Below are 23349 nucleotides of genomic sequence, written 5' to 3'. Positions count from 1 at the left end.
CGCCACCGCGTCCGCTAGGATGAGGGCTCTGGGGCTTTTCCCTTATCCTTGCGGACGCGGTGGCGCTCGAAGGATCAGGGAAAAGCAAGCTCTCAGGCATGGGTGGCCCGGATAAACCGGGCCATGACCCGATAGGGGGCGCAAAGGCCGTCCACCATGGATTCTGACCAGAATTTGAGCTATTATGGTCAGACTTCTGGTCAGAATTGACGGGTGCCATGATGAAATATGTCGGCGTGCTTGAGGCCAAAACCCATCTCTCCCGCCTGCTCGACGAGCTGGAGAAGACGGGCGAGCCCATCACCATCACCCGCCACGGCAAGCCGCTGGCGGATCTGGTGCCATCACGGCAGCCCCGGAAAAAAGTACCAGCCCGTGAGCTGGTAGAGCGCTTTCGCGCCCTTGGCGCCACCATCCGGCCAGACCCGGAAGAGGATGCGCTCAGCTGGGAAGAGCTTAAAGAGCTTGGCCGCACTTGAGCGCGCTCGTGCTTGATGCATCGGTCGCGATTGCGTGGGTGCTGCCCTCGCAATCGACGCCAGCAACGCAAAAGCTGCTCGCGCAATCTGATGAGTACGAACTGGCAGCGCCCTATATCTTCGGCTGGGAGGTGGGCAATCAGTTCGTCCGGTTTTCACGGCGGGGCCTGATTTACCAAGATGCTCTCGACGGTCTGGACGCCTTGGGCATCCGCTATTTCGCTCCGGCTTCGATAGACGACACCTTGGCAAGCGGCCAGGGCGCACTGGCGGCAGGCCTTTCCCTGTTCGATTTCGCCTATCTTTCGCTGGCGGTGACGCTGGACGCGCCCCTTGCCAGCCGGGATGCCGGGCTGTTAGCAGCCTGCGAGGCGCTTGGTGCGCCTTTCATCGACCTCCGCTAGACGCACATAAGGATTTCCGGCCCGATGACCTCCCTCATAAACGCCCGCAAAACCGGCTCAGTTGGCCGTATCACGCTGAACCGGCCTGAGGCGCTGAACGCCCTCAATCAGGAAATGGTGGACGGTCTCATCAAGGCGCTGCTCGGCTGGCGCGATGACGATGCGGTTAAAGCGGTTGTCGTTGACGGGGCAGGGGGCAAGGGCTTCTGCGCGGGCGGCGACATTCGCATGCTGGCGGAAAGCGGCAAGGCGGGCGGCGATGAAGCCTGGAAATTCTGGCGCGACGAATACCAGCTCAACACGCTGATCTTTGAATATCCCAAGCCCTATATCGCCCTGATCGACGGCATCACGATGGGGGGCGGGGTCGGCATTTCGGTTCACGGCTCGCACCGCGTGGCGGGCGACCGGACGATGTTTGCGATGCCGGAAACCGGCATCGGCTTCCACCCGGATGTTGGCGGCGCGTATTTCCTGCCGCGCCTGAAAGGCGAGACGGGCATGTGGATGGGGCTGACGGGCGCGCGCCTGAAAGCCGCTGACAGCCTCGCGGCTGGCGTGGCCACGCACTATGTGCCGTCAGACCGGCAGGAGGCCCTTATCGCCGCGCTGGAGAGCGCTGAGCTCGATGCTGATGGCGAGGCGCTGGAAGACATTCTGGAAGCCCATGCCGGTGATCCGGGCGAGTCTGATCTGGCGCATCTGGGCGGGCTCATCGATGCGGCGTTTGCCGGTGATGAGCTGGCCGCGATGAAAGCGCGCCTCGAGGCGGCTGGCGACGCCTGGTCGGCCAAGCAGCTCTCCATCCTCAACTCCAAATCGCCCACCTCCTGCGCGGTCACGCTGGCCGCGCTGCGCAAGGGCGCAGATCTCGATTTGCGCGCTGTGATGCAGCAGGATTTGCGCGTTTCGATGCGTCTGCTGGTGGAGGGTTCGGACTTCTACGAGGGCGTGCGCGCTGTCATCCTCGACAAGGACAATGCACCCAAATGGGGGCCGCAAATGCGCCCTGAAGACGTGGAGGCGATGTTCGTTCCGCTGGAAGCGGAGCGCGAACAGAGCTTTCTCGACTAGACAATAACCATAATCTCCGGAGGACACATCATGGCCGTCATCGCCTTTATCGGACTGGGCAATATGGGTTCGGGCATGGCCGTGAATCTGGTCAAGGCCGGCCATGAGGTGCGCGGGTTCGACCTCAATCAGGATGCGGTCGCGGTGTTTTCCGGGCAGGGCGGCAAGGCCGCATCAAGCGTGCTCGAAGCGGTCTCTGGCGCCGATGCGGTTGTGACCATGCTGCCCGCCGGCAAGCATGTGCGGGGCATTTATGAGGGCGAGGAGGGGATCATCGCCCATGTGAAGCCCGACGCCATTTTGATGGATTGCTCGACGATTGATGTGGATTCGGCGCGCGCCGTTGGCGGCGTGGCGGCGAAGGCCGGGATCAAGTTCGTCGATGCGCCGGTATCTGGCGGCGTGGCGGCGGCCGAAGGCGGCACGCTGACCTTCATGGTCGGCGGGCCTGAAGAGGCTTTCGAAGCGGCAAGGCCTTATCTGGAGAAGATGGGGAAGGCGGTGATCCGCGCCGGTGATTCCGGGGCAGGGCAGGCCGCCAAGATCTGCAACAACATGCTGCTGGGTATCCACATGATCGGCACGTGCGAAGCGTTTGCGCTGGCACAGAAGCTGGGCCTCGACCCGCAGCGCTTCTTCGACATTTCGTCCAAGGCGTCGGGGCAGAACTGGTCGATGACGAGCTATTGCCCGGTGCCGGGGCCGGTTCCGGCCGCCCCGTCCAATCGCGGCTACAAGCCGGGGTTTGCGGCGCCCATGATGCTGAAGGATCTGCGCCTTGCACTGGAAACCGCGCAATCGGCGAACGCCGCCATTCCGCTCGGCGCCCATGCCGAGAAGCTCTACACCCTGTTCACCGAATCCGGCGGGAATGAGAAAGACTTCTCAGGGATCATTGAAATGATTGCCGCCAACAGGACGGAATGAAATTGCGAAACAGTTTCAACTAGAAGGCGCGACAATCGGTCCGCCTTCCGGTATGCATGAAACCAGTCCATATACGGCTCAGACAAGACCGGCCCGATAGTCCGCCATCAGAGCGGTCAGGAGAACACGACATGGATTACGCAGCAGCATTCAAGGCGTCGGTCGCACGGGTGCGTGCCGAAGGGCGTTACCGCGTGTTCGCCGACCTGCTGCGCAAGAAGGGCGAGTTTCCGAAAGCACGCTACCGCGCCGATGATGGCAGCATGCGCGAGGTCACCGTCTGGTGTTCCAACGATTATCTGGGCATGGGGCAGAGCGCGTGCGTGACGGGCGCGATGAAGCAGGCGATTGACGATGTCGGGGCCGGCTCTGGCGGTACACGCAATATCTCGGGCACGACGCACTACCATGTGGAACTGGAGCGCTCGCTGGCAGACCTTCACCAGAAGGAATCCGCGCTGCTCTTCACGTCCGGCTATATCGCCAATCAGGCCACGCTGGCGACGCTCGGCAAGATACTGCCTGGCCTCATCATTTATTCGGACGCGCTGAACCATGCGTCCATGATCGAAGGCGTGCGCCATTCCGGCTGCGAGAAGCATGTCTGGCGGCATAATGACGTCGCCCACCTTGAAGAACTGCTGAAAGCCGCGCCTCTGGACGCGCCCAAGCTCATCGCCCTTGAGTCGGTCTATTCGATGGACGGCGATATCGGTCCGCTTGAGGCGGTCTGTGATCTCGCCGACAAGTACAACGCCCTGACTTATCTCGACGAGGTACACGCGGTCGGCCTTTACGGCATGCGTGGCGCCGGAATTGCCGAGCGTGATGGTCTGATGCACCGTTTCGACATCATCGAAGGGACGCTCGGCAAGGCCTTTGGCGTCATGGGCGGGTATATTGCTGCTGATGCGGTGATATGCGACGCGGTGCGGTCTGCGGCGCCGGGGTTCATTTTCACGACCTCGCTTGCACCTGTGCTGGCTGCTGGCGCGCGCGCCAGCGTGGAATATCTCAAATCCTCCTCCCATTTGCGCGACCAGCACCAGGAACGGGCAGCGACGCTGAAAGCCCGCATGAAGGCGGCTGGACTGCCGGTAATGGAGTCCGCGACGCATATCGTGCCGGTGCATGTGGGTGATCCGGTACTGTGCAAGCGGATAACGGATGCGCTGCTCGATGAGCACGGGATTTATGTTCAGCCGATTAACTATCCCACTGTCCCGAAAGGCACGGAGCGGATGCGCTTCACGCCGTCGCCGCTGCATACCGACGAGATGTTCGATCAGCTGATTGCCGCGCTGCAGGCTGTATACGCGCGGTATGCGAACGCCCGGGTCGCGTAATGACGGGCCGAGGCGGACTGCCCGGCCGGGAAATCATCTTTGAGTATCAGGGGCTCGCAGATTCGGTTCGGCTTGCCGCTATAGATGCGGCTACCGGAACCGAAGTGGTTGTCTTCGGTCCGGCACGGTCAGCACGCCATGATCTGGAGCGGGTGGCCTTGCGCAAGCTGGCGCGGCGTCTCGGCCTGAACACCGACGGCACAGAAAAAACGCCCCGGCCAAAAGGCCGGGGCGTCATCGTCTGACCATCAAGCCAGAGACTATTTGCGTGACTTGCGGCCGCCACGGCCAAGACCGATTTCCTTGGCGAAATCGGACCGGCGGCGCGAATAGGCCGGCGCAACCATCGGATAGTCCGAGGGCAGGCCCCATTTGCGGCGGTAATCGTCCGGCGACATGTCATACTGCGAGCGCAGATAGCGCTTGAGCATTTTCAGCTTTTTGCCGTCTTCAAGGCAGATGATGTAGTCGTCAGTTACAGACCGCGACACCGGCACGGCCGGCTTCGCCTTGGCTTCAGGCTTCACTTCTCCGCCGGTCAGCTCACGCAGCGCGCCATGCACCTGACGGATGATTTCCGGCACCCCGTCAGCGGCAATCGTGTTGTTGGCGACGTAGGATGCCACGATGTCGGTGGTCATCCGCAATACTTCTTCCTGATCTATCGGGGCAGTGTTGTCTTCGGTCATATTCATCACCTGACATTCGCTTCTGTTTAAGGGGACGCGGTATGTAATTTGTGTAAACCGCTTTGGTTGGCCAAACAAGTATAGGCTCTGCCAATACCAATAAGTTTGTGCAGTAAAAGAAATCAGAAATCTGTGTGTCAGATGTCGTATCCGCCGTGGCCATGCTGCTTCGCACCACTTGCCTGATGCGGCTTTTTACCGTGTGCGGCGGTGTGTGGTTGTGAAGCGCTTCGCCAGCGCGTATTTCAAGGGCATTCGATCAGCCGCAATGAGGGAGTCGCCGATGCCGGATGCAGCCCAGGAAACCGCCAGCAATGGCTTTTTCACCGAAACGCTTGCCAGCCGCGATCCCGAGATTGCCAGCGCCATCGCAAAAGAGATCGGGCGCCAGCAGGATCAGATCGAGCTGATCGCGTCGGAAAACATTGTCAGCCGCGCGGTTCTCGAAGCGCAAGGTTCACCGCTCACCAACAAGTATGCCGAAGGCTATCCGGGCAAGCGCTATTATGGCGGCTGCGAGTTCGTCGACATTGCCGAGGAACTTGCCATTGAACGCGCCAAGAAGCTGTTTGGCGCTGCCTACGCCAACGTGCAGCCCAACTCGGGAAGTCAGGCCAACCAGGCCGTGTTTCTGGCCCTGCTGAAGCCCGGCGACCGCATTCTTGGCCTTGACCTGTCCGCTGGCGGGCACCTGACCCACGGCGCCCGGCCGAACATGTCCGGCAAATGGTTCGAGGCGCATCATTATGGCGTGCGCGAGAGCGATGCCCTGATCGACTATGACAAGCTGCGCGAGCAGGCCCTGGAACTGCGCCCGCAATTGCTGATCGCAGGCGGGTCCGCGTATCCGCGCGAGATAGACTTTGAAAAGTTCCGCTCCATCGCCGACGAGGCCGGCGCCCTGCTTCTGGTCGATATGGCGCATTTCGCCGGACTGGCCGCAGCAGGCGTCTATCCGAACCCCGTTCCGCACGCCGATGTGGTGACGACCACGACGCACAAGACGCTGCGCGGTCCGCGGGGCGGCATGGTGCTTTCGCGCGATGCGGATATCGGCAAGAAGATCAATTCGGCTGTCTTCCCCGGCCTGCAGGGCGGTCCGCTGATGCATGTGATTGCCGGCAAGGCGGTTGCCTTTGGTGAGGCGCTACGCCCGGAATTCAAGCAGTACGCGGCCAGCGTAGTGGAGAATTGCCGCGCCATAGCTGGTGCCTTGTCAGATGCGGGTTACGCGCTGGTTTCCGGCGGGACGGACAGCCATCTGGCTCTTATCGATCTGCGTCCGAAAAAGCTGACCGGGGACATCTCCGAGGCGGCGCTTGAGCGCGCTCACATGACCTGCAACAAGAACGGCGTGCCGTTCGACCCGGAAAAGCCCACCGTCACCTCCGGCTTGCGTATCGGCGCGCCGGCAGGAACGACGCGCGGCTTTGGCGTTGCGGAGTTCCGGCGGATCGGCGAGATGATGGCCGATGTGCTCGATGCTCTCGCCGAGAATCGCGAAGGCAATGCAGAGGTCGAGGGCCGCATACGCGAGGAAGTCATCGCCATGTGCAGGCGCTTCCCGATCTATCCTGATCTGGGCTAGGAGCCAGGCCGGTGCGCTGCCCGTTCTGTTCCCATCCTGATACGCAGGTAAAGGATTCCCGTCCTTCGGAAGACGGGCAGGCTATCCGCAGGCGGCGGCAATGCCCGTCCTGCGGCGCGCGTTTCACCACGTTTGAGCGGGTGCAGTTGCGTGACCTTCAGGTCATAAAGTCGGACGGCAAGCGCGTGCCCTTTGAGCGCGACAAGCTGATGCGCTCGGTGCTGCTGGCTGCGCGCAAGAGCTCGATTGACCGCGAGCGTATCGAGCAGATGATTTCGGGCATTATCCGGCGTCTGGAAAGCAGCGGCGAGCCCGATATTCCGTCGCGGCGGATAGGCGAGCTCGTCATGGAGGGGCTGCGCAATCTCGATCCGGTTGCCTATGTGCGCTACGCGTCAGTGTATCGCGATTTTCGTGAAGTGGCAGATTTTTCAGAGTTCATCCGCGGTGAAAAGCTTGGCGACGAGCTAGGTGAGGGCGAGGACGAGGCATAATGGCTGGATTTGTTCATGTAACGCTGAAACTGGCGACCTCGCTCGACGGCAAGATCGCCACGTCGACCGGCCAGTCACAATGGATCACCGGCGCAGAAGCGCGCGACGCGGTTCACGCTCTGCGCGCGCGTTACGACGTCATCATGACAGGGATCGGTACGGTGCTGTCAGACGATCCGCGCCTGACGGTGCGTCCTGGCGGCGTGAAAGCGGCCGAGCAGCCGGAGAGGGCGGTTCTCGACACCCGCCTGCGCATTCTACCTGGCGCGAAGCTTTTCGAGGAAGGGCCCGCCATAATTTTCCATGGGTCTGATGATGAAGCCCGGTCCAAGGCCCTCGGCGCGAAGGGTGCGCGGCTGGTGCGCGTCGAGAAGGACGCTGACGGGCACGCTGATCTGCGCGCTGCCTTGCGTTATCTCGGCTCTGCAGGGCATTCGCGCGTGTTGATCGAGGCGGGTGGCAAGCTGGCAGCCTCAGCGCTGAAAGCCGGCCTGGTTCACCGCCTTGAATGGTTCCGTGCGCCGATGATCATTGGCGGGGACGGCATGGACGTGTTTGCAGCGCTTGGGCTTGGCAATCTGGCCAGCGCACCCCAATTCCGGCGCACATCGGTTCGCGTTATCGGACGCGACCTGCATGAGAGCTATGAGCGCGAAGGCAACTGACGGCAGGCCCCAACCCATGTTCACCGGAATAGTCACTGCCGTCGGCGAGCTGACCGCTCTCGAAGACGGGCCGGTGCGCCGTTTTACGGTGCGCGGGCCGTGGCCAGCCGCCGAGCTGGTGCTGGGCGCCTCCATCGCCCATGACGGCGTATGCCTGACCGTGACCGCTATCGAGCCGGACAAGTCTGGCGCGCTCTATCAGGTTGAGGTGTCACCCGAAACGCTTGCCCGCACGACGCTCGGCGAATGGAAACCCGGTTCGCGCATGAATCTGGAACGCCCGCTCAAAGTGGGTGACGAGCTGGGCGGACACATTGTCCAGGGCCATGTTGATGGCGTAGGCACCGTGAAGGCCCGGACCGACACGGATGGCTGGATGGCGCTGACGGTTGAGGCGCCAGCTGAACTGGCCCCCTTTATCGCCGAGAAGGGCTCGATTGCGGTTGACGGGGTCTCGCTCACCGTCAATGGCGTGTCTGGGACAGCCTTCGATCTGATGATTATTCCCCATACGGCGGCTGTTACCACGCTCTCGCGCCTGCAGCCGTGCATGCGGGTGAACCTTGAGGTGGACATCATGGCGCGCTACGCCGCGCGCCTTGCCGCAATGACCGGCGCGAAGGACGTGAAGTGATGTCAGCAAACGGGTTCAACCTCGCCTCTGCCGAGGAAATTATCGAAGAAGCCCGCAACGGCCGGATGTTCATTCTTGTCGACGCTGAAGATCGCGAGAATGAAGGCGATCTTGTCATCCCGGCCCAGTTTGCGACGCCTGACGCTATCAACTTCATGACCAAGCACGGGCGGGGCCTGATCTGCCTGACGCTGACGCGTGAACGTGCCGAAGCGCTGCACCTGCAGCCCATGACGCCGCGCAACCGCTCGCGCCACACGACCGCTTTCACGGTATCCATTGAAGCGCGCGAAGGGATCACAACAGGGATCTCGGCCCATGACCGCGCGCGCACGGTTGCTGTTGCCATCGATCCGGCGACCGGGCCTGAAGACATTGTCAGTCCCGGCCACATATTTCCCATCACGGCGCGCGATGGCGGCGTGCTGGTGCGGGCGGGCCATACCGAAGCAGCGGTGGATGTCGCCCGTCTGGCCGGTGCCAACCCGTCCGGCGTGATCTGCGAGATCATGAATGAGGACGGGACGATGGCCCGCTTGCCAGAGCTGGTGGAGTTTGCCGCCGCGCACAAGCTGAAGATCGGCACGATTGCAGACCTGATCGCCTATCGGCGCCAGCATGACCGTTTTATCGAGCGCCGCCTGGAAACCAGTGTTGAGACACGCCATGGCGGGCCATTCAAGCTGATCGTCTACCGTTCACTCGTCGATGCGGTGGAACATGTCGCTCTGGTGAAGGGTGATATCCGGCCCGGCAATGCTCCGCTGGTGCGCATGCACAAGGTCAGCTTTGCTGATGATGTGCTGGGCGCGCTTGGCGGGCGGGCAGGGCTGGTCGAGCACGCCGTTGCCGAACTGGCAGCACATGACGGGCCTGCTGTGATGGTATTCATCCGCGAGACCAACCCGTCTGCCATCACGGAACGTTTTGGCGCCAGCCCGTCCGACCCGCCCGACACACGCGAGGCGCGGCGCCTGCGCGAATACGGGCTGGGCGCGCAGATCCTGATTGATCTGGGCGTTCGCCGCATGGAGCTACTTACGACAACGCCTCAGACCATTGTTGCGCTGGATGGCTACGGCCTTGAAATCACCAGCCAGCGCGAGCTTAGTTGAACCAGACCTGTCCAGAAGGAGGCCGTGATGGCCGCTAGACCGAAACTTCTCATCATCGCGGCCCCGTTCTACGAGGATATCACCGAACAACTGGTGGAGGGCGCGACGGCCGCGCTGACCGAAGCGGGCGCTGAATTCGAGATCATCGAAGTACCCGGCGCGTTCGAGATCCCCGGCGTGATCGCCATGGCCGAGGCCGGCAAGCAGCCCTATGACGGCTATGTGGCGCTTGGGTGTGTGATCCGCGGCGAAACCAGCCACTATGATTATGTGTGCGGCGAGTCCGCGCGCGGGCTGATGGATCTGTCCCTGAAGGGTGTTCCGCTGGGCTATGGCATCCTCACCGTCGAGAATATCCGTCAGGCTCGCGTGCGGGCGCATGTCAGCGAAAAGAACAAGGGCAAGGACGCCGCCGAGGCGGCACTTGCGATGATCGCCAATGCCCAGCGTTTCGGGTCCCGCTAGATGACGGAAACGCCTTCCGATACGCGTGCCCGCCTTCGCCGTTCGGCGCGTCTCTCCGCTGTGCAGGCGCTGTATCAGATGGAGCTGTCGGGCACGGGCGCGCGCGCCGTCGTCAAACAGTTCCGCGACCACCGCTTTGGCCATGATGGCGAACCGGGTGAGTTCATCGAGGCCGATGAGGACTTCTTTGAAGACCTGCTCTCCGGCGTTGTGCGGGCGCAGGATGATGTCGACAAGCTGACGGCCTCTACCCTGAAAGAGGGCTGGAAGCTGTCCCGCCTCGACGCCACTGTAAGGGCGATCTTGCGGGCAGGTGGGTATGAGCTGCTGCGCCGGACCGACGTCCCGACCCGCGTGGTCATCAACGAGTATGTCGACATCGCGCATGCCTTTTTCGAGGGGCCGGAACCGGCTTTCATCAACGCGTCGCTGGATGCGTTCGCCCGGGCAGCCCGCCCCGCCGCTGACGCCGCGCCGGAGAGCTGATGAGTGAGAACGGCGAGTTCGGGTATATAAAGGACCGCCTTGCACCACTGGCCGCGGGCTTCAAGGGCGCACTTGAGCTGAAAGACGATGCTGCGCTGCTCTCGGTGCGGTCGGGGCGGGAACTGGTCATCACTGCCGACACGCTGGTGGAGGGGCGCCATTTCCCTGAAGGCACCGAGCCGGCATTGGTGGCCCGCAAGGCGTTGCGGGTGAACCTGTCTGATCTCGCTGCCATGGGCGCCCGGCCTGTTGCGTATATGACCAATATCGTCTGGCCAGCCGGCGCGCCTGACGCGCTGCGGGGCGGATTTGCTGACGGGCTGGCGATGGATCAGGAAGAATTCTCGATCACCCTGATCGGCGGCGATACCACGTCGGCGAATGGTCCTTGGGTCATTGCAGTCACAGCATTCGGTGAGGTGCCTGCTGGCAAGGCCATAACCCGTTCGGGCGCAAAGCCCGGGGATTATCTGGTGGTAACGGGCACGATTGGTGATGCCTGCCTCGGCCTTAAGGTCGAAACCAAAGAGTACCAGCCATCGGCCGATGACCGGGCGTACCTGCTGCAACGCCTTCAGCTGCCGATGCCCCGCCTCGCGCTGGCAGATGCACTGCATGCCCATGTGCATGCGGCCATAGATGTCAGCGACGGCGTGATCGCCGACAGCCGCCATTTGGCTGCGGCAAGCGGGCTGTCGCTGGAGATTGATCTTGATGTGTTGCCGCTATCGGAGGCGGCGCATCGCTGGCTGGACAATCAGGACGACACGCAGGCCGCGCGGCTGGCGCTGGCAAGCTTCGGCGATGATTACGAGCTGGCGTGCGCCGTGCCGCAGGCGCGGGTCGACACATTTACCGCCGAGCTACGCAAGGCGGGTCTGCAGGCAACAGTTATTGGTGCGTTCGCCCCCGGTGACACGGTGACGGTCATTTCTGGCGGTGTGTCCATCGAGTATGGAGCCGGTGGATTCACGCATTTTTGACGGGTGCGCGGGTAGTATGAAGCCATGAAACGCTTCGCTGCCCTCTTCGTCCTGACTGTGTCGGCCTATGCCCCGGCGATGGCTGCGCCACCGCCTGAACAAGCAGCGGCGCCCGCTCTGGTGGTGCCTAACGATCTTCGCGATCTGGCTATGCAGGCTGGTGAACGGCTTGCGCCGCCTGACACACCGCATTTCGACCTGCCAGCCATCACCGTTCCGCTGGTAGATAACGGCCGCCTGGCAGGGTATTCATTTCTGAACGTCAGGCTGCACCTCGCCGATGAGGCGAGCATTCCCGAAATCCGCCAGCGGCTTCACTTCCTGATGCACGATCTCGTTGCGCTGGCTCACGCTCACCCCTTCACCCTTGTGTCGCGGGATGACTTTTCAACGGGCGACACCTACGAGCGCTGGGACCGCGCTATTGATGCCCGGCTGGGCGCAGGGGTTGTCAGCGAACTTGAACCGCTGGCATCCGGCATCCGCCTGCAGCGCCGCTATCGCTGACCCCCGGCCTTCAGCCTCAATCAGGGTTTGAACCCTAACACTGATTGCGCCGCTCCACCCCATTGGGCATAGTCCGCCGGTCAATGGGAGGGGCTGCAGGCAGCGCGATTCGTTGCGCCTGCCGGTCACGCGGCCATTCCCCCTCAAAAACAAGAACGTAAAACGGGGAAACCAATTATGAGCATTGAGCTGTGGCTATGGCTGGTCATCGGGGCCGGCATACTGGCCCTGATCTATGGCGCGGTAACAGTCCGCTCCATCCTGTCCGCCAGCGCGGGCAATGAACGCATGCAGGAAATCGCCAAGGCGATCCAGGAAGGCGCAAATGCCTATCTGAAGCGCCAGTACACCACCATTGCGATGGTAGGTGCGGTGGTTTTCGTCGCCGTCTTCTTCCTGCTGGGCTGGCAGGTCGCTGTCGGATTCCTGATCGGGGCGATCCTGTCCGGTGTGGCCGGTTTTATCGGCATGCTGGTTTCGGTGCGTGCCAATGTGCGCACGACCGAAGCTTCGCGGACGGGCCTGGCTGCAGGGCTTTCCATGGCGTTCAAGTCTGGCGCGGTGACGGGCATGCTCGTTGCTGGCCTCGCCCTGCTGTCGGTGGTGGTCTACTACTTCCTTCTGACAACGGTGATGGGCTTTGAGCCGGTCAGCCGCACGGTGATCGACTCGCTCGTCGCACTGGGCTTTGGTGCATCCCTCATCTCCATCTTCGCCCGTCTTGGTGGCGGTATCTTCACCAAGGGCGCGGATGTCGGCGGCGACATGGTCGGCAAGGTGGAAGCGGGCATCCCCGAGGATGATCCCCGCAACGCCGCGACCATCGCGGACAATGTCGGCGACAATGTCGGCGACTGTGCGGGCATGGCCGCTGACCTGTTCGAGACCTATGCGGTGACCGTTGTCGCCACCATGGTGCTCGCCTCGATCTTCTTCCGCGGCCTGACGGGCGGCATCGGCGTCGACACGATGATGATCTACCCGCTCGCCATTGGCGGCGTGTGCATCATCGCTTCCATCATCTCGACCTATTTCGTGCGCCTCTCCAAGGGCTCACGCAATGTGATGGGTGCGCTCTACAAGGGCTTCATTGCCTCGGCTGTGCTTTCGCTTGTCGGTGTGGGCGTCGTGACCTGGTCGATGATCGGTTTTGATACCGAGATCACCACTGCTGGCGGTGTGAGCTTCAATGGCCTCGACCTGTTCCTGTGCGGCGTTGCCGGTCTTCTGGTCACCGGCGCGATCGTCTGGATCACCGAATACTATACCGGCGTGGACTTCCGCCCGGTGAAGTCGGTGGCCAAGGCCTCTGAATCCGGTCACGGCACGAACGTGATCCAGGGTCTGGCGGTTTCGCTGGAATCCACCGCTCTGCCCGCGCTGACGATCATTGTCGGCATTCTGGTCACCTTCAATCTTGCGGGCTTGTTCGGTATCGCCATTGCGGTGACGACGATGCTGGCTCTGGCCGGCATGGTGGTCGCGCTCGATGCGTTCGGTCCGGTGACCGACAATGCGGGCGGTATCGCGGAAATGGCCGATCTCGACGCATCTGTACGTGAAACCACCGATACGCTCGACGCAGTCGGCAACACGACCAAAGCCGTCACCAAGGGCTATGCCATCGGTTCGGCGGGCCTTGGCGCGCTGGTGCTGTTTGCCGCTTTCACCGAAGATCTGAGCTACTTTGCTGCCAATCCCGCCGAGTATCCGTTCTTCGCCGGTGTGGCTGTCGATTTCGCGTTGTCAAACCCCTACGTGGTCGTGGGCCTGTTCTTCGGCGGTCTGCTGCCCTTCCTGTTCGGCGGTATGTCGATGATGGCCGTGGGCCGGGCAGCCGAAGCTGTGGTGCATGAGGTGCGCCGCCAGTTCCGCGAAAACCCGGGCATCATGACGTTCGAGACCAAGCCGGATTACGGCCGTGCGGTCGACATGCTTACCAAAGCTGCGATCCGCGAGATGATCGTGCCGTCACTGCTTCCGGTGCTCTCGCCGATCGTGCTGTTCTTTGTGATCTGGTTCGTTGGCGGGGCGGAGCTTGGCTTCAATGAAGCCGGCAAGGCTCATGCGCTGGCCGCTGTGGGTGCGATGCTTCTCGGTGTGATCGTGACCGGCCTGTTTGTGGCCATCTCGATGACTTCGGGCGGTGGTGCCTGGGACAACGCCAAAAAGTACATCGAGGACGGCAATCATGGCGGCAAGGGCTCTGAGGCTCACAAGGCTGCCGTGACCGGCGATACGGTGGGTGATCCCTACAAGGACACGGCAGGGCCTGCCGTGAACCCGATGATCAAGATCACCAATATCGTGGCCTTGCTCCTGCTGGCTGTTCTGGCAGGCGCGGCCTGACGCCAGGCCTCACGGGCACAAGGAAAAGCCCCGGCAGCGATGCCGGGGCTTTTTTGTGTGCGAGAGGATCGTGAAGATATTTTTCGTAGGCCAGGGCGGGGCCGCTAGTCGTTCCGGCGCGGACCGCCGGCGCCGCCGGGGAGGTTGTCCTGACCGGAAATCTGGTCGGTCGGCAGGCGGCCGACATTGCCCAGTACCTGCTCCAGCAGTGTCAGTTCGCGGCCCCGTGTCGGTGTGGTGCGCGCGACATAGTTTACCTGGCGGGAGTCAGAAGCGTCGTATTCGTTCACCTCGACGACCGTACCGTCATCATCAAAGCGCACGGCGATCACCCGGCGTGCGAGCGTATTCGGGCGCAGATAGGCGAGATATTCGCGTGTATCGGTTATGTAGTACCAGGTGTTTTCTTCAAACGTGCCGCGCACCGACGGGCTGCCGAGCGTTGCCAGAAGCGTCGCTTCCGTATCTTCGCCCACCTGGATCTCCGGCACTTCGCCATCGGTATAGCGATAACCGTGCGTGCGCAGGGTGGGGTTGCAGGCTGTAAGGACCATTGCGCCTAGCGCCACGCCTGCCACAGTCAGCATTCGCATGGATTTGCGGTTCATGTGCGTTCTGGCCTCCATCGCCTCACCTGCAGGTGCGTCCACGCGCCTACTGGCGCGCGTCAGCCTTTTGACCTACCTGTCGCGCATCCTAGCGTCTAGTCCCGCCGTCAGGGAGTGCCAAATGCGATTTCCGCTGAATCTGTTCCGTGCCGATCCTGTAAAGGCCCGCGCCAGCCAGCTGTACGAGGCCATTCTGGCCGAAGCCCGCGCCCCGCGCCTCTACGCGGAGCTGGGCGTGCCAGACACGGTCGACGGGCGATTTGACATGATCGTGCTGCACGCAGCCCTGGTGATGCGCCGGCTGCGCGAAGAGGGCGAGGGCGGGCAAAAGCTGGCCCAAGCACTTTTCGGGCGGCTGTTCGACGATATGGATGCGGCGCTTCGGGAGATGGGTATTGGCGACATGAGCGTCGGCAAGAAGATCAAGACCATGGCAGAAGCGTTCTATGGGCGGGCAGCGGCCTATGATGGCGCGCTCAAGGCCGGAGACGCCGGACAGTTGAAAGCCGTGCTGTGGCGCAATCTGTTCGACGACGCGCCAGAGCATGAGGGCGCGGCCGAAGCGTTGTCCCGGCATGCGATTGCGGCAGACCAGCAGATCAGGTCCATGCCGGCCGATCAGCTGCTTGAAGGGCGTCTGGGAGCGCTGGCAGTGGCCTGATAGCCGAGCGGCGATGTTGCATCGGAGCGGTCAATCGGTAAGTTGCGGGCCTTCGCCCCGGGTGGGACCGATTTTGGACTCGGGGCGGGACAGGATTTACGTTTCCGGATCCCTTTATGAATTCAGAGCTGGTACTTTCCCTCGATGCCATGGGCGGCGATCATGCGCCGGGCATCGTCGTTGACGGCGCGGCAGTCTTCCTGAAAGGACGGCGCAGGAAAGTGCGCCTGCTGTTCCACGGCGACGAATCTCAGTTGCGGCCGCTGATCGACGCGCACCCTGCCGTGGCTGCGGTAAGCGAGATACGCCACTCCGACAGCCAGGTGGATATGTCGGCCAAGCCGTCAGAGGCGGTTCGGCGCTCGCGGGGCTCCTCGATGTGGAATGCGGTACAGTCTGTCCGCGACGGCGAAGCGCAAGTGGCGGTTTCGGCCGGCAATACCGGCGCACTGATGGCAATCTCGAAGGTGTGCCTGCGCATGAAGGCGGGCGTGCACCGTCCGGCGATTGCGGCAAGCTGGCCCGTGCCGAAAGGCTTCTCTACCGTTCTGGATGTTGGCGCGAATGTGGAGTGTACGCCCGCCCAGCTGGTGGAGTTTGCGATCATGGGCGAGGCCTTCCACCGCGCCGTGCACCGTGAAGCCCGTCCCAGCGTAGGCCTGCTCAATGTCGGGCAGGAAGAGCTGAAGGGTAATGATGTCGTGCGCGATGCCGACGCCCTGATCCGCGCCGCCGGCCTGGACATGAACTATCGTGGCTATGTCGAGGGCGACGACATCTCGCTTGGCACAACCGATGTCGTGGTGACGGACGGATTTACCGGCAATGTCGCCCTGAAAACCGCTGAAGGCACGGCCCGCCTGGTCGCCGGCTGGATGCGCGAGGCGCTGACCAGCTCCTTCATCGCCAAAATCGCTGCCAGCCTCCTGCAGCTCGGCGCGCTTGACCAGCTGCGGGCGAGAATGGACCCGAATAACGTTAATGGCGGCGTGTTTCTTGGGCTTAATGGTGTGGTGGTCAAAAGCCATGGCGGCACGAACGCTGCCGGATTTGCCACTGCGCTGCGTATCGCACTGGAAATGGCCGACAGTGCCTTCTTGAATGAAATCGAGAAGAACCTGGCATTGCTGGAGGCGGCAGAGGCGCGTCTCGCAACGGAACAAGCGCCCGAAGGGCAGCAGGAGAGCGCGTGACCGCAATCAGATCCCGTATCGCCGGAATCGGCACCTACCTGCCAGAACACGTCATGTTGAACGCGGACATGGCGCGCTTTGTCGAGACAAGTGACGAATGGATCCGCGAACGCACCGGCATCAGTCAGCGCCATATCGCGGCAGATGACGAGTTCACCTCCGATCTCGCCACCCACGCTTCGCGCGCGGCCCTGGCTCATGCCGGGATGGATGCGGGCGAGATCGATCTGATCGTGCTGGCAACCGCCACGCCGGACCTGACATTCCCTGCGACGGCCACCATGGTCCAGGAAAAACTGGGTATCCGCCAGGGCGCTGCCTTTGACATTCAGGCAGTATGTTCAGGCTTCCTCTATGCGCTGGCAACGGCGGATAATTTCATCAAGGCCGGGCAGGCGAAGAACGCGCTGGTCATCGGCGCCGAAACCTTCTCGCGCATCCTCGACTGGACCGACCGGACGACATGCGTGCTCTTCGGCGACGGGGCAGGGGCGATGGTGCTGTCGTCGGCCAGCGAGGGCGAAGGGCTGATAAAAACCCATCTGCGCTCTGACGGGCAGTATTGTGATCTGCTGTACGTGGATGGCGGGCCGTCCCGCACCAAAACCGTTGGCCATCTGCGGATGCAGGGCAATCAGGTTTTCCGTCACGCGGTCGGCAAGATTGCCGGTTCGATGGAGGAGCTGTCAGAACTGGCCGGCATTCCGATCAGCGAGATTGACTGGTTTGTGCCTCACCAGGCCAATCAGCGCATTCTGGAAGGTGTGGCGAAGCGCCTGTCCATTCCGGTGGAGAAAGTCATCTCCACCGTCGGCCGGCATGGCAACACGTCCGCAGCCTCGATACCGCTGGCGTTTGACACGGCGGTAAAGGACGGGCGGATCAAGCGCGGCGACCTGGTGCTGATGGAAGCACTGGGCGGCGGGTTTACATGGGGTGCGGCATTAGCGCGATATTGACCGTAAACGTATGGTTAACATTGACCGCCGCGCCCGCTAGGGCATAACGTTTGTTATCGAATTCAATCCGGGGAGTTTGCAATGACGGGCAAGACACTTACCCGCGCGGATCTGGCTGATGCCATCCACCGGGATATTGGCGTCTCGCGCCAGGAATCGGCGCAGCTGGTAGAGGCCGTGCTCGACATGATTTCCGACACGCTGGTGAAGGGGGAGACGGTGAAGCTGTCCTCCTTCGGCTCATTTCAGCTGCGCGACAAGAATGGCCGGGTCGGCCGCAATCCGAAGACCGGCGAGGAAGTGCCGATCGACCCGCGCCGGGTGCTTGTTTTCAAGCCTTCACAGGTTCTGAAAGAACGCATTGATACTGCCCTGTCGAAATAGGACAGCGCCCGCATGACCAAGTCCGCTGATGCATACCGGACCATTTCGGAGGCCGCCGCCGAGGTGGACCTTCCCACGCACGTATTGCGCTTCTGGGAGACCAAGTTCGCCCAGTTGAAACCCGTCAAGCACAAGGGCGGGCGCAGGCTCTACCGGCCGCAGGACGTGACCCTGCTCAAGGGTCTGCGGCGTCTGCTTTATGCCGAAGGCTACACGATCAAGGGCGTGCAGAAATATCTGCGCGATAATGGCGTGGCCGCGGTTGCGGCTCTGGGTGAGGGCGGTGAAGTTGCTGTTCCGTTGCCAGACAGCGCTGGCGAAAGCACAGCAATGCCAGCGGCGGCGGCAGGAAGCAGTGCTTCAGCGGGCGCCGGATCGCTCCCGGCCCTGCAAGCCGTTCTGGCGAAGGTTGAACGGGCTAAATCCCGTCTCGATTCCGCGCTTGCTGCGCGTGGTTAGCCAAGGCTGGAAAGCCGTGTTGCCAACGCCGTAACCACCAGCCTATAAGACCGCTCCTTCGCTCCACACCCCTTGCGAAGGAAGATGAAGAGTCGGAGCGTAGCGCAGCCCGGTAGCGCACTTGTCTGGGGGACAAGGGGTCGTGGGTTCGAATCCCGCCGCTCCGACCATTTTTCCATTTAGTCAGATGCCCGCCAGCGCCTGCTCCAGATCGGCCCAGAGATCGTCGATATCCTCCAGTCCGATGGACAGGCGCAGCAGCGCGCCTTCGGCCTTCCACGGTACGGCGGTGCGCTTTATCTGCCGGTCGCAAGACAGGGCGAGGCTTTCATAGCCGCCCCAGGAAAACCCGATCCCGAAGAGTTTGAGCCGGTCGACGATGGCTTCGCCCTCGCGCGCGCTGATCCCGTTCAGCACGAAGGAAAAGCATCCGGCTGCGCCGGAAAAATCCCGTGCGAACAGCGCGTGATCCGGGTGTGAGGGCAAAGCGGGGTGCAGGACGCGGCTGACCTTCGGGTGCGCCTCCAGCCGCCGGGCAATCTCCAGCGACGCAGATTCAGCGCGTTCCAGCCGCAAGGGCAGGGTGCGCAGCCCCCGCAGTGCCAGAAACGCATCATCGGGCGAGACATGCAGGCCATACAGCTTCTCGCGGTCGGCAAGCGTCTTCGCCGCCTCGCCTCTGGCCGTAACTGATCCCATCAGGAAATCGGAATGCCCGCCGACATATTTGGTCAGGGCTTGCGCGGCATAGTCGATGCCCAATTCCAGCGGGTTCATCAGTACGCCCGCCGTCCACGTGTCATCGATCACCGTGGGAACACCGGCTGCCTTCGCGGCTTGAGTGATGGCTGGGACGTCCTGAAGCTCGAATGTGAGGGAGCTCGGTGATTCCAGTGCGATAAGGACGGTATTTGCGCTAATGAGCGACGCGATCCCTGCACCGATGCGCGGACCATAATAGACCGGCTTCACGCCCAGCCGGGGCAGCTCCTCGTCGCAGAACCGGCGCACAGGCCCGTACGCACCGTCGCTTATCAGGGCCTCTCCCGGACCTTTGAGAGCTGTGCGTATGGCCAACACGACAGACGCCAGACCGGACGGGGCCAGCGCGCAGTGGTCCGCATCATAAAGGCCGCGAATCGCGTCACGAAGTTCTCTGTTGGGAGCGATGCCGCCACGGCCATAATGCCGCCGCGTGCCTGTGGGTTCATAGAGCTCTGACGTTGAAGGAGCCAGGACCGTGGAGGCGCGCTTGATTGCCGGATTGACGAGACCGTCACCCTCATCGCTGCGCCCGGAATGGATGATGCGCGTATCGCGTTTCATATCGACGCCGACGCTCCTCTTCGCTAAACCCATAGTCTGTCAGCCTTTAGGGCGGACCGCACCATGACGCCAACAGCTTTCTTCGACTTTCTCATGCCGCGCCGCCTCGCGCGCGCTGCCACCGCGTTTGCGCTCGGCTTTACCGTATCGCAAAGCCAGACCGCCGAGCTTGGCACGCAGATGTACGAGCTGCGTGAACGCGGCACCGTGCGGTGCGGGGTCGATACCGGGCTTCAGGGTTTTGCCCGGCAGGATGAAGAGGGCAACTGGAACGGTTTCGAGGTCGACCTGTGCCGCGCCTATGCGGCCGCCTTCCTCGGCAGCCCGGAGCGTATGCAGCTTGTGCCGCTGACCACACAGGAGAGGCTGGACGCGCTGTCGGCGGGGGATGTCGATATCCTACTGCGCAATACGACCTGGACGCTGAGCCGCGATGCGCAGGAGAATTTCTCGTTCGCAGGCGTCTATTATTATGACGGGCAGGGCTTTCTGGTGCCGCGCGATCTTGGTGTCACCAGTGCGCGGGAGCTGGACGGCGCGCGCATCTGCGTTTTGCGCAACACCACCACGGCGCTGAACCTCGTTGATTACGCGCAGACCCATGAGCTGACCTTCCAGCTGGTGGAAGTGGCGACGGTCCGCGCCGGGATAACCGCCTATGGGCGCGGCCAGTGCGATGCGCTCAGTAATGACCTGTCCGGCCTTGCCGGCATGCGCATGACGCTGTCTGAACCCGACGCCCACCTGATCCTGCCCGATGTGATCTCCAAGGAGCCTCTGAGCGCCGTCGTCGCCTCACGCGACCAGAAGTTCGCGGATGCCGTTCGCTGGGTGCTCCATGCCCTCATCGCGGCGGAGGAGTATGGCGTGACGGCTGCCAATGCGGCCGAAATGGCCGATAATGGCAGCAATGCTGAAATACGCCGTCTTCTGGGCGCTGAAGGTCCGCTCGCCGAGGGCCTGTTCCTCGATGCGGAGTTCGCTTTGCGCGCGATTGAGGCAGGCGGCAATTATGGCGAATTGTTCGAGCGTCATCTCGGCACGGCGTCCGGCCTGAATTTGCGCCGGGGCCTTAACGCACAGTGGAATCAGGGCGGGCTGATGTATGCCCCGCCGTTCCGGTAGGTGGTGATATTGGGTGACGCCTCGAAAGCTGCGAGAAGCGTAATCGGGCTTTATGAGCGCCACGCGCCGGGCTGGGACCAGGACCGGCGGCACGCCCGCCCGCCGGGCGAAGCCGGCTGGATCGCCCGGTTCGTGAGTGCCGTCCGCCCCGGCGGAGAGGTGCTTGATCTGGGGTGCGGCTCCGGCGAGCCGGTGGCGCGCGACCTCGTGGCTGGCGGACTGCGGGTGACCGGCGTAGACGCGTCGGCGGCGCTTATTGCGCTTTGTATCGAGCGCTTTGCGGATCATGAGTGGATCGTGGCCGACATGCGCCAGCTTGCCCTTGGCCGCCGTTTCGATGCGATCTTGGCATGGCACAGCCTGTTTCATCTGCCCCCGGACGATCAGGCGGCGATGTTTCCGGTGTTCGCCCGGCACCTCGCGCCAGGTGCGCCGCTAAAGTTTACCAGCGGATCGGCTCGCGATGTCTCGATAGGAGAATGGCGCGGCGAGCCGCTATATCATGCCAGCCTTGCCCCGGAGGAGTATCAAGACCTGCTGGAGAGCAACGGCTTTGCCGGTATCGAGTGCGTGGCGAATGACCAGAGCTGCGGCGGGGCGACTATCTGGTTTGCTACCAAGGCGGACTAATTCTTCACCCAGGGCGGCACTGGCAGGCCTTTTTCTTTCAGAAATTCCGGGTTGTAGAGCTTGGACTGATAGCGCGCGCCGTGATCGCACAGAATTGTCACGATGGTGTGGCCCGGCCCCAGCTTGCGGGCGAGGCGGATAGCACCGGCGATATTGATTCCGGCAGAGCCGCCAAGGCATAGCCCCTCGTGCTGGATCAGCGCGTAGAGGATTTCCAGCGCTTCCTCGTCCGGGATGCGGAAGGCATGATCGACCGGCGCGCCTTCCAGATTGGCGGTGATGCGGCTCTGGCCGATGCCTTCGGTGATGGAATTGCCTTCGGCTTTCAGCTCTCCATGCGCGTAATAGCCGTAAAGCGCCGCGCCGCCGGGGTCTGCCAGCGCGATCTGCACCTTGTCACTCTTTGATTTGAGATACATGCCGACGCCGGCCAGCGTGCCGCCGGAACCCACCGCAGCGACAAAGCCGTCGACCTTGCCGCCGGTCTGCTCCCAGATTTCGGGGCCTGTTGTGTCGAAATGCGCTTGCCGGTTAGCTACATTGTCGAACTGGTTGGCCCAGATGGCACCGTTGGGCTCGCTGGCGTTCAACTCTTCGGCCAGCGTACCGGAATAGCGCGCATAATGATTGGGATTGGCGTAAGGGACGGCATCCACCTCGATCAGCTCGGCGCCCGCCAGCAGGATCGCGTCGCGCTTTTCCTTCGACTGGGTACGCGGAAACACGATCACCGTGCGGTATCCCAGCGCCGAAGCCACCATGGCAAGCCCGATGCCGGTATTGCCGGCCGTGCCTTCGACAATCGTGCCGCCGGGTTTCAGCGCGCCGCTTTTTTCGGCTGCGCGCACAATACCGAGCGCCGCGCGGTCCTTTACCGAGCCGCCAGGATTGAGAAACTCGGCCTTGCCAAGGATTTCGCAGCCCGTCGCTTCACTGGCAGCGTTCAGGCGGACCAGCGGCGTGTTGCCGATCAGGTCGATCACAGAGCGGGCAGGGCGATATTGCGTCATGGCCAACATCCTTCAGCGGCTTTTCATGTTCTGGCTAGCGGTCTGGCTGATCCGGTCAAGGGGCCACCGCGTATAGATTTCCGAAACACCAGATGGAGCTTTGCCTCGTGCCTGCCAGAGAAGACGCGCATCTGTTCGATTATGCCGCTGGTACAGGCCCTGCCGCCATCCGCCTTCTGGCGGAATGTCAGGCGGCGCTGAACCCGCAAGCGGCGATACGCGTGAGTGTCGCTGAAGCGGGATTTGGCTGCCTGCTCAGCCAGTTGCCGCCCGCCGCCATGTCCGAAAATGCCCTCGATCATGTGCTGGAGCATGCAGGAACCCCAATCACATCATCTGAACAGCCCTCAGCGATAGATACGGAAACCGGCCTGCCGCGCGCTCTGACGCCATTTCTGGAGATGCCGGGTGGTGAGCTGGACTGGTCGCGGCAACTTGGCGGCGTTCAGGAAATTCATCTTGCCGATGCCAGCGACGCGAATGTGGAAGCCAATCTTGTGCGGCTGATGCCCGGTGGCGGCATTCCCCATCACGACCATGGAGGTGAGGAGCTGACTTTGGTGCTGACGGGAGCCTTTCATGATGGCCACGCGTTGTACCGGGCAGGTGATCTGTGCCGCGCTACGCCGGGCTTGCGCCACCGGCCGGAGGTGCATGGGGCCACGCCCTGCATCTGCCTGACGGTAAGCTTGGGTGAGTGGAAACCGGCCAACCCGCTTTATGGCTGGCTGAACAGGCTGAACCGCTCCCTGCGCCGCCGGAACTGATTGCCGTATTGTCCAAGTTTGC

The 23349-nt window shown here is 62.4% G+C and carries 28 protein-coding genes and 1 tRNA gene; 25 read left to right on the top strand and 4 right to left on the bottom strand.

What is annotated here, in order from left to right:
- The first annotated feature begins 218 nt into the window (after positions 1 to 218).
- From ACTIGC_RS06990 to ACTIGC_RS06965, 6 genes are all read left to right on the top strand, one after another.
- Complete coding sequence (locus ACTIGC_RS06990; RefSeq protein WP_233352252.1) at positions 219 to 479, top strand: type II toxin-antitoxin system Phd/YefM family antitoxin; 261 nt, start codon at positions 219 to 221, stop codon at positions 477 to 479.
- Positions 476 to 883, top strand: coding sequence for a type II toxin-antitoxin system VapC family toxin (locus ACTIGC_RS06985; RefSeq protein ID WP_439633723.1), 408 nt, complete (start codon positions 476 to 478; stop codon positions 881 to 883). The genes ACTIGC_RS06990 and ACTIGC_RS06985 overlap by 4 nt, the downstream gene beginning before the upstream one ends.
- 24 nt (positions 884 to 907) lie before the next feature.
- Positions 908 to 1957 carry an enoyl-CoA hydratase/isomerase family protein gene (locus tag ACTIGC_RS06980; protein ID WP_439633722.1) on the top strand — a complete coding sequence of 350 codons (1050 nt, stop codon included), beginning with the start codon at positions 908 to 910 and terminating at the stop codon, positions 1955 to 1957.
- Positions 1958 to 1987: 30 nt separating this feature from the next.
- Entirely contained in the window at positions 1988 to 2884 is an 897-nt protein-coding gene (mmsB, locus tag ACTIGC_RS06975; RefSeq protein WP_439633721.1) for a 3-hydroxyisobutyrate dehydrogenase, read from the top strand.
- Positions 2885 to 3015: 131 nt separating this feature from the next.
- Positions 3016 to 4230, top strand: a complete 1215-nt coding sequence (gene hemA / locus ACTIGC_RS06970) for a 5-aminolevulinate synthase (protein WP_439633720.1) — start codon at positions 3016 to 3018, stop codon at positions 4228 to 4230.
- Entirely contained in the window at positions 4230 to 4475 is a 246-nt protein-coding gene (locus tag ACTIGC_RS06965) for a DUF6898 family protein (RefSeq protein ID WP_439633719.1), read from the top strand. The genes hemA and ACTIGC_RS06965 overlap by 1 nt, the downstream gene beginning before the upstream one ends.
- Before the next feature lie 15 nt (positions 4476 to 4490).
- On the opposite strand, the gene ACTIGC_RS06960 is transcribed toward ACTIGC_RS06965, so the two are convergent.
- On the bottom strand, positions 4491 to 4919 hold the full coding sequence (locus tag ACTIGC_RS06960; RefSeq protein WP_127566958.1) for a MucR family transcriptional regulator: 429 nt from the start codon (positions 4917 to 4919) through the stop codon (positions 4491 to 4493).
- A gap of 283 nt (positions 4920 to 5202) precedes the next feature.
- Between ACTIGC_RS06960 and glyA the strand changes: the two genes are divergently transcribed.
- The 10 genes from glyA (at position 5203) to ACTIGC_RS06910 (ending at position 14205) form a co-directional block, all read left to right on the top strand.
- Positions 5203 to 6507, top strand: a complete 1305-nt coding sequence (gene glyA, locus ACTIGC_RS06955) for a serine hydroxymethyltransferase (RefSeq protein ID WP_439633718.1) — start codon at positions 5203 to 5205, stop codon at positions 6505 to 6507.
- Positions 6508 to 6518: 11 nt separating this feature from the next.
- Positions 6519 to 7001, top strand: coding sequence for a transcriptional regulator NrdR (gene nrdR, locus ACTIGC_RS06950; RefSeq protein WP_127566954.1), 483 nt, complete (start codon positions 6519 to 6521; stop codon positions 6999 to 7001).
- Positions 7001 to 7666: a RibD family protein gene (locus ACTIGC_RS06945; RefSeq protein WP_439633717.1), complete on the top strand. Its 666-nt coding sequence runs from the start codon at positions 7001 to 7003 to the stop codon at positions 7664 to 7666. The genes nrdR and ACTIGC_RS06945 overlap by 1 nt, the downstream gene beginning before the upstream one ends.
- A 16-nt stretch (positions 7667 to 7682) precedes the next feature.
- Positions 7683 to 8300: a riboflavin synthase gene (locus tag ACTIGC_RS06940; RefSeq protein ID WP_439633716.1), complete on the top strand. Its 618-nt coding sequence runs from the start codon at positions 7683 to 7685 to the stop codon at positions 8298 to 8300.
- A complete protein-coding gene (gene ribB, locus ACTIGC_RS06935; protein ID WP_439633715.1) occupies positions 8300 to 9415 on the top strand; it encodes a 3,4-dihydroxy-2-butanone-4-phosphate synthase in 1116 nt (371 codons plus the stop codon). The genes ACTIGC_RS06940 and ribB overlap by 1 nt, the downstream gene beginning before the upstream one ends.
- 27 nt (positions 9416 to 9442) lie before the next feature.
- Positions 9443 to 9880 carry a 6,7-dimethyl-8-ribityllumazine synthase gene (locus ACTIGC_RS06930; RefSeq protein WP_127566946.1) on the top strand — a complete coding sequence of 146 codons (438 nt, stop codon included), beginning with the start codon at positions 9443 to 9445 and terminating at the stop codon, positions 9878 to 9880.
- Positions 9881 to 10366 carry a transcription antitermination factor NusB gene (gene nusB / locus ACTIGC_RS06925; protein ID WP_127566944.1) on the top strand — a complete coding sequence of 162 codons (486 nt, stop codon included), beginning with the start codon at positions 9881 to 9883 and terminating at the stop codon, positions 10364 to 10366.
- On the top strand, positions 10366 to 11349 hold the full coding sequence (thiL, locus tag ACTIGC_RS06920) for a thiamine-phosphate kinase (protein WP_439633714.1): 984 nt from the start codon (positions 10366 to 10368) through the stop codon (positions 11347 to 11349). Before nusB ends, thiL begins: the two co-directional genes overlap by 1 nt.
- Before the next feature lie 24 nt (positions 11350 to 11373).
- Complete coding sequence (locus tag ACTIGC_RS06915; RefSeq protein WP_439633713.1) at positions 11374 to 11856, top strand: hypothetical protein; 483 nt, start codon at positions 11374 to 11376, stop codon at positions 11854 to 11856.
- Between the two features lie 177 nt (positions 11857 to 12033).
- On the top strand, positions 12034 to 14205 hold the full coding sequence (locus ACTIGC_RS06910; RefSeq protein ID WP_439633712.1) for a sodium-translocating pyrophosphatase: 2172 nt from the start codon (positions 12034 to 12036) through the stop codon (positions 14203 to 14205).
- A 104-nt stretch (positions 14206 to 14309) separates the two neighbouring features.
- On the opposite strand, the gene ACTIGC_RS06905 is transcribed toward ACTIGC_RS06910, so the two are convergent.
- The gene (locus ACTIGC_RS06905; RefSeq protein WP_439633711.1) at positions 14310 to 14855 is read right to left on the bottom strand and encodes an outer membrane protein assembly factor BamE; all 546 of its coding nucleotides are present in this window, start codon (positions 14853 to 14855) and stop codon (positions 14310 to 14312) included.
- A gap of 79 nt (positions 14856 to 14934) precedes the next feature.
- On the opposite strand from ACTIGC_RS06905, the gene ACTIGC_RS06900 reads away from it, so the two are divergent.
- The 6 genes from ACTIGC_RS06900 to ACTIGC_RS06875 all read left to right on the top strand — a co-directional run bounded on the left by ACTIGC_RS06900 (position 14935) and on the right by ACTIGC_RS06875 (position 18639).
- Positions 14935 to 15474, top strand: coding sequence for a ubiquinol-cytochrome C chaperone family protein (locus ACTIGC_RS06900; protein WP_439633710.1), 540 nt, complete (start codon positions 14935 to 14937; stop codon positions 15472 to 15474).
- Between the two features lie 116 nt (positions 15475 to 15590).
- The gene (plsX, locus tag ACTIGC_RS06895; RefSeq protein WP_439633709.1) at positions 15591 to 16667 is read left to right on the top strand and encodes a phosphate acyltransferase PlsX; all 1077 of its coding nucleotides are present in this window, start codon (positions 15591 to 15593) and stop codon (positions 16665 to 16667) included.
- The gene (locus tag ACTIGC_RS06890; protein ID WP_127566930.1) at positions 16664 to 17626 is read left to right on the top strand and encodes a beta-ketoacyl-ACP synthase III; all 963 of its coding nucleotides are present in this window, start codon (positions 16664 to 16666) and stop codon (positions 17624 to 17626) included. The genes plsX and ACTIGC_RS06890 overlap by 4 nt, the downstream gene beginning before the upstream one ends.
- Before the next feature lie 81 nt (positions 17627 to 17707).
- The gene (locus tag ACTIGC_RS06885; protein ID WP_127566928.1) at positions 17708 to 18010 is read left to right on the top strand and encodes an integration host factor subunit alpha; all 303 of its coding nucleotides are present in this window, start codon (positions 17708 to 17710) and stop codon (positions 18008 to 18010) included.
- Between the two features lie 12 nt (positions 18011 to 18022).
- Complete coding sequence (locus tag ACTIGC_RS06880; RefSeq protein ID WP_439633708.1) at positions 18023 to 18469, top strand: MerR family transcriptional regulator; 447 nt, start codon at positions 18023 to 18025, stop codon at positions 18467 to 18469.
- Between the two features lie 93 nt (positions 18470 to 18562).
- Positions 18563 to 18639, top strand: a tRNA-Pro gene (locus tag ACTIGC_RS06875).
- Between the two features lie 13 nt (positions 18640 to 18652).
- On the opposite strand, the gene metC is transcribed toward ACTIGC_RS06875, so the two are convergent.
- Positions 18653 to 19795, bottom strand: a complete 1143-nt coding sequence (gene metC / locus ACTIGC_RS06870) for a cystathionine beta-lyase (protein WP_439633707.1) — start codon at positions 19793 to 19795, stop codon at positions 18653 to 18655.
- 63 nt (positions 19796 to 19858) lie between these two features.
- Here metC and ACTIGC_RS06865 point away from each other — a divergent pair, with 63 nt between their 5' ends.
- Positions 19859 to 20920 carry an amino acid ABC transporter substrate-binding protein gene (locus tag ACTIGC_RS06865; RefSeq protein ID WP_439633706.1) on the top strand — a complete coding sequence of 354 codons (1062 nt, stop codon included), beginning with the start codon at positions 19859 to 19861 and terminating at the stop codon, positions 20918 to 20920.
- Positions 20921 to 21550, top strand: a complete 630-nt coding sequence (locus ACTIGC_RS06860) for a class I SAM-dependent methyltransferase (RefSeq protein WP_439633705.1) — start codon at positions 20921 to 20923, stop codon at positions 21548 to 21550. It begins immediately after the preceding gene.
- Here ACTIGC_RS06860 and ACTIGC_RS06855 read toward each other — a convergent pair.
- Complete coding sequence (locus ACTIGC_RS06855) at positions 21547 to 22560, bottom strand: cysteine synthase A (RefSeq protein WP_439633704.1); 1014 nt, start codon at positions 22558 to 22560, stop codon at positions 21547 to 21549. The genes ACTIGC_RS06860 and ACTIGC_RS06855 overlap by 4 nt on opposite strands.
- A 92-nt stretch (positions 22561 to 22652) precedes the next feature.
- Here ACTIGC_RS06855 and ACTIGC_RS06850 point away from each other — a divergent pair, with 92 nt between their 5' ends.
- Complete coding sequence (locus tag ACTIGC_RS06850; RefSeq protein ID WP_439633703.1) at positions 22653 to 23327, top strand: cupin domain-containing protein; 675 nt, start codon at positions 22653 to 22655, stop codon at positions 23325 to 23327.
- The last annotated feature ends 22 nt before the right edge of the window (positions 23328 to 23349 follow it).

The organism is Glycocaulis sp. (assembly GCF_051859565.1).
Classification (GTDB): Bacteria; Pseudomonadota; Alphaproteobacteria; order Caulobacterales; family Maricaulaceae; genus Glycocaulis.
The sequence above is the reverse complement of the archived record's forward strand: the minus strand, read 5'-3'. Positions and strand labels throughout refer to the sequence as shown.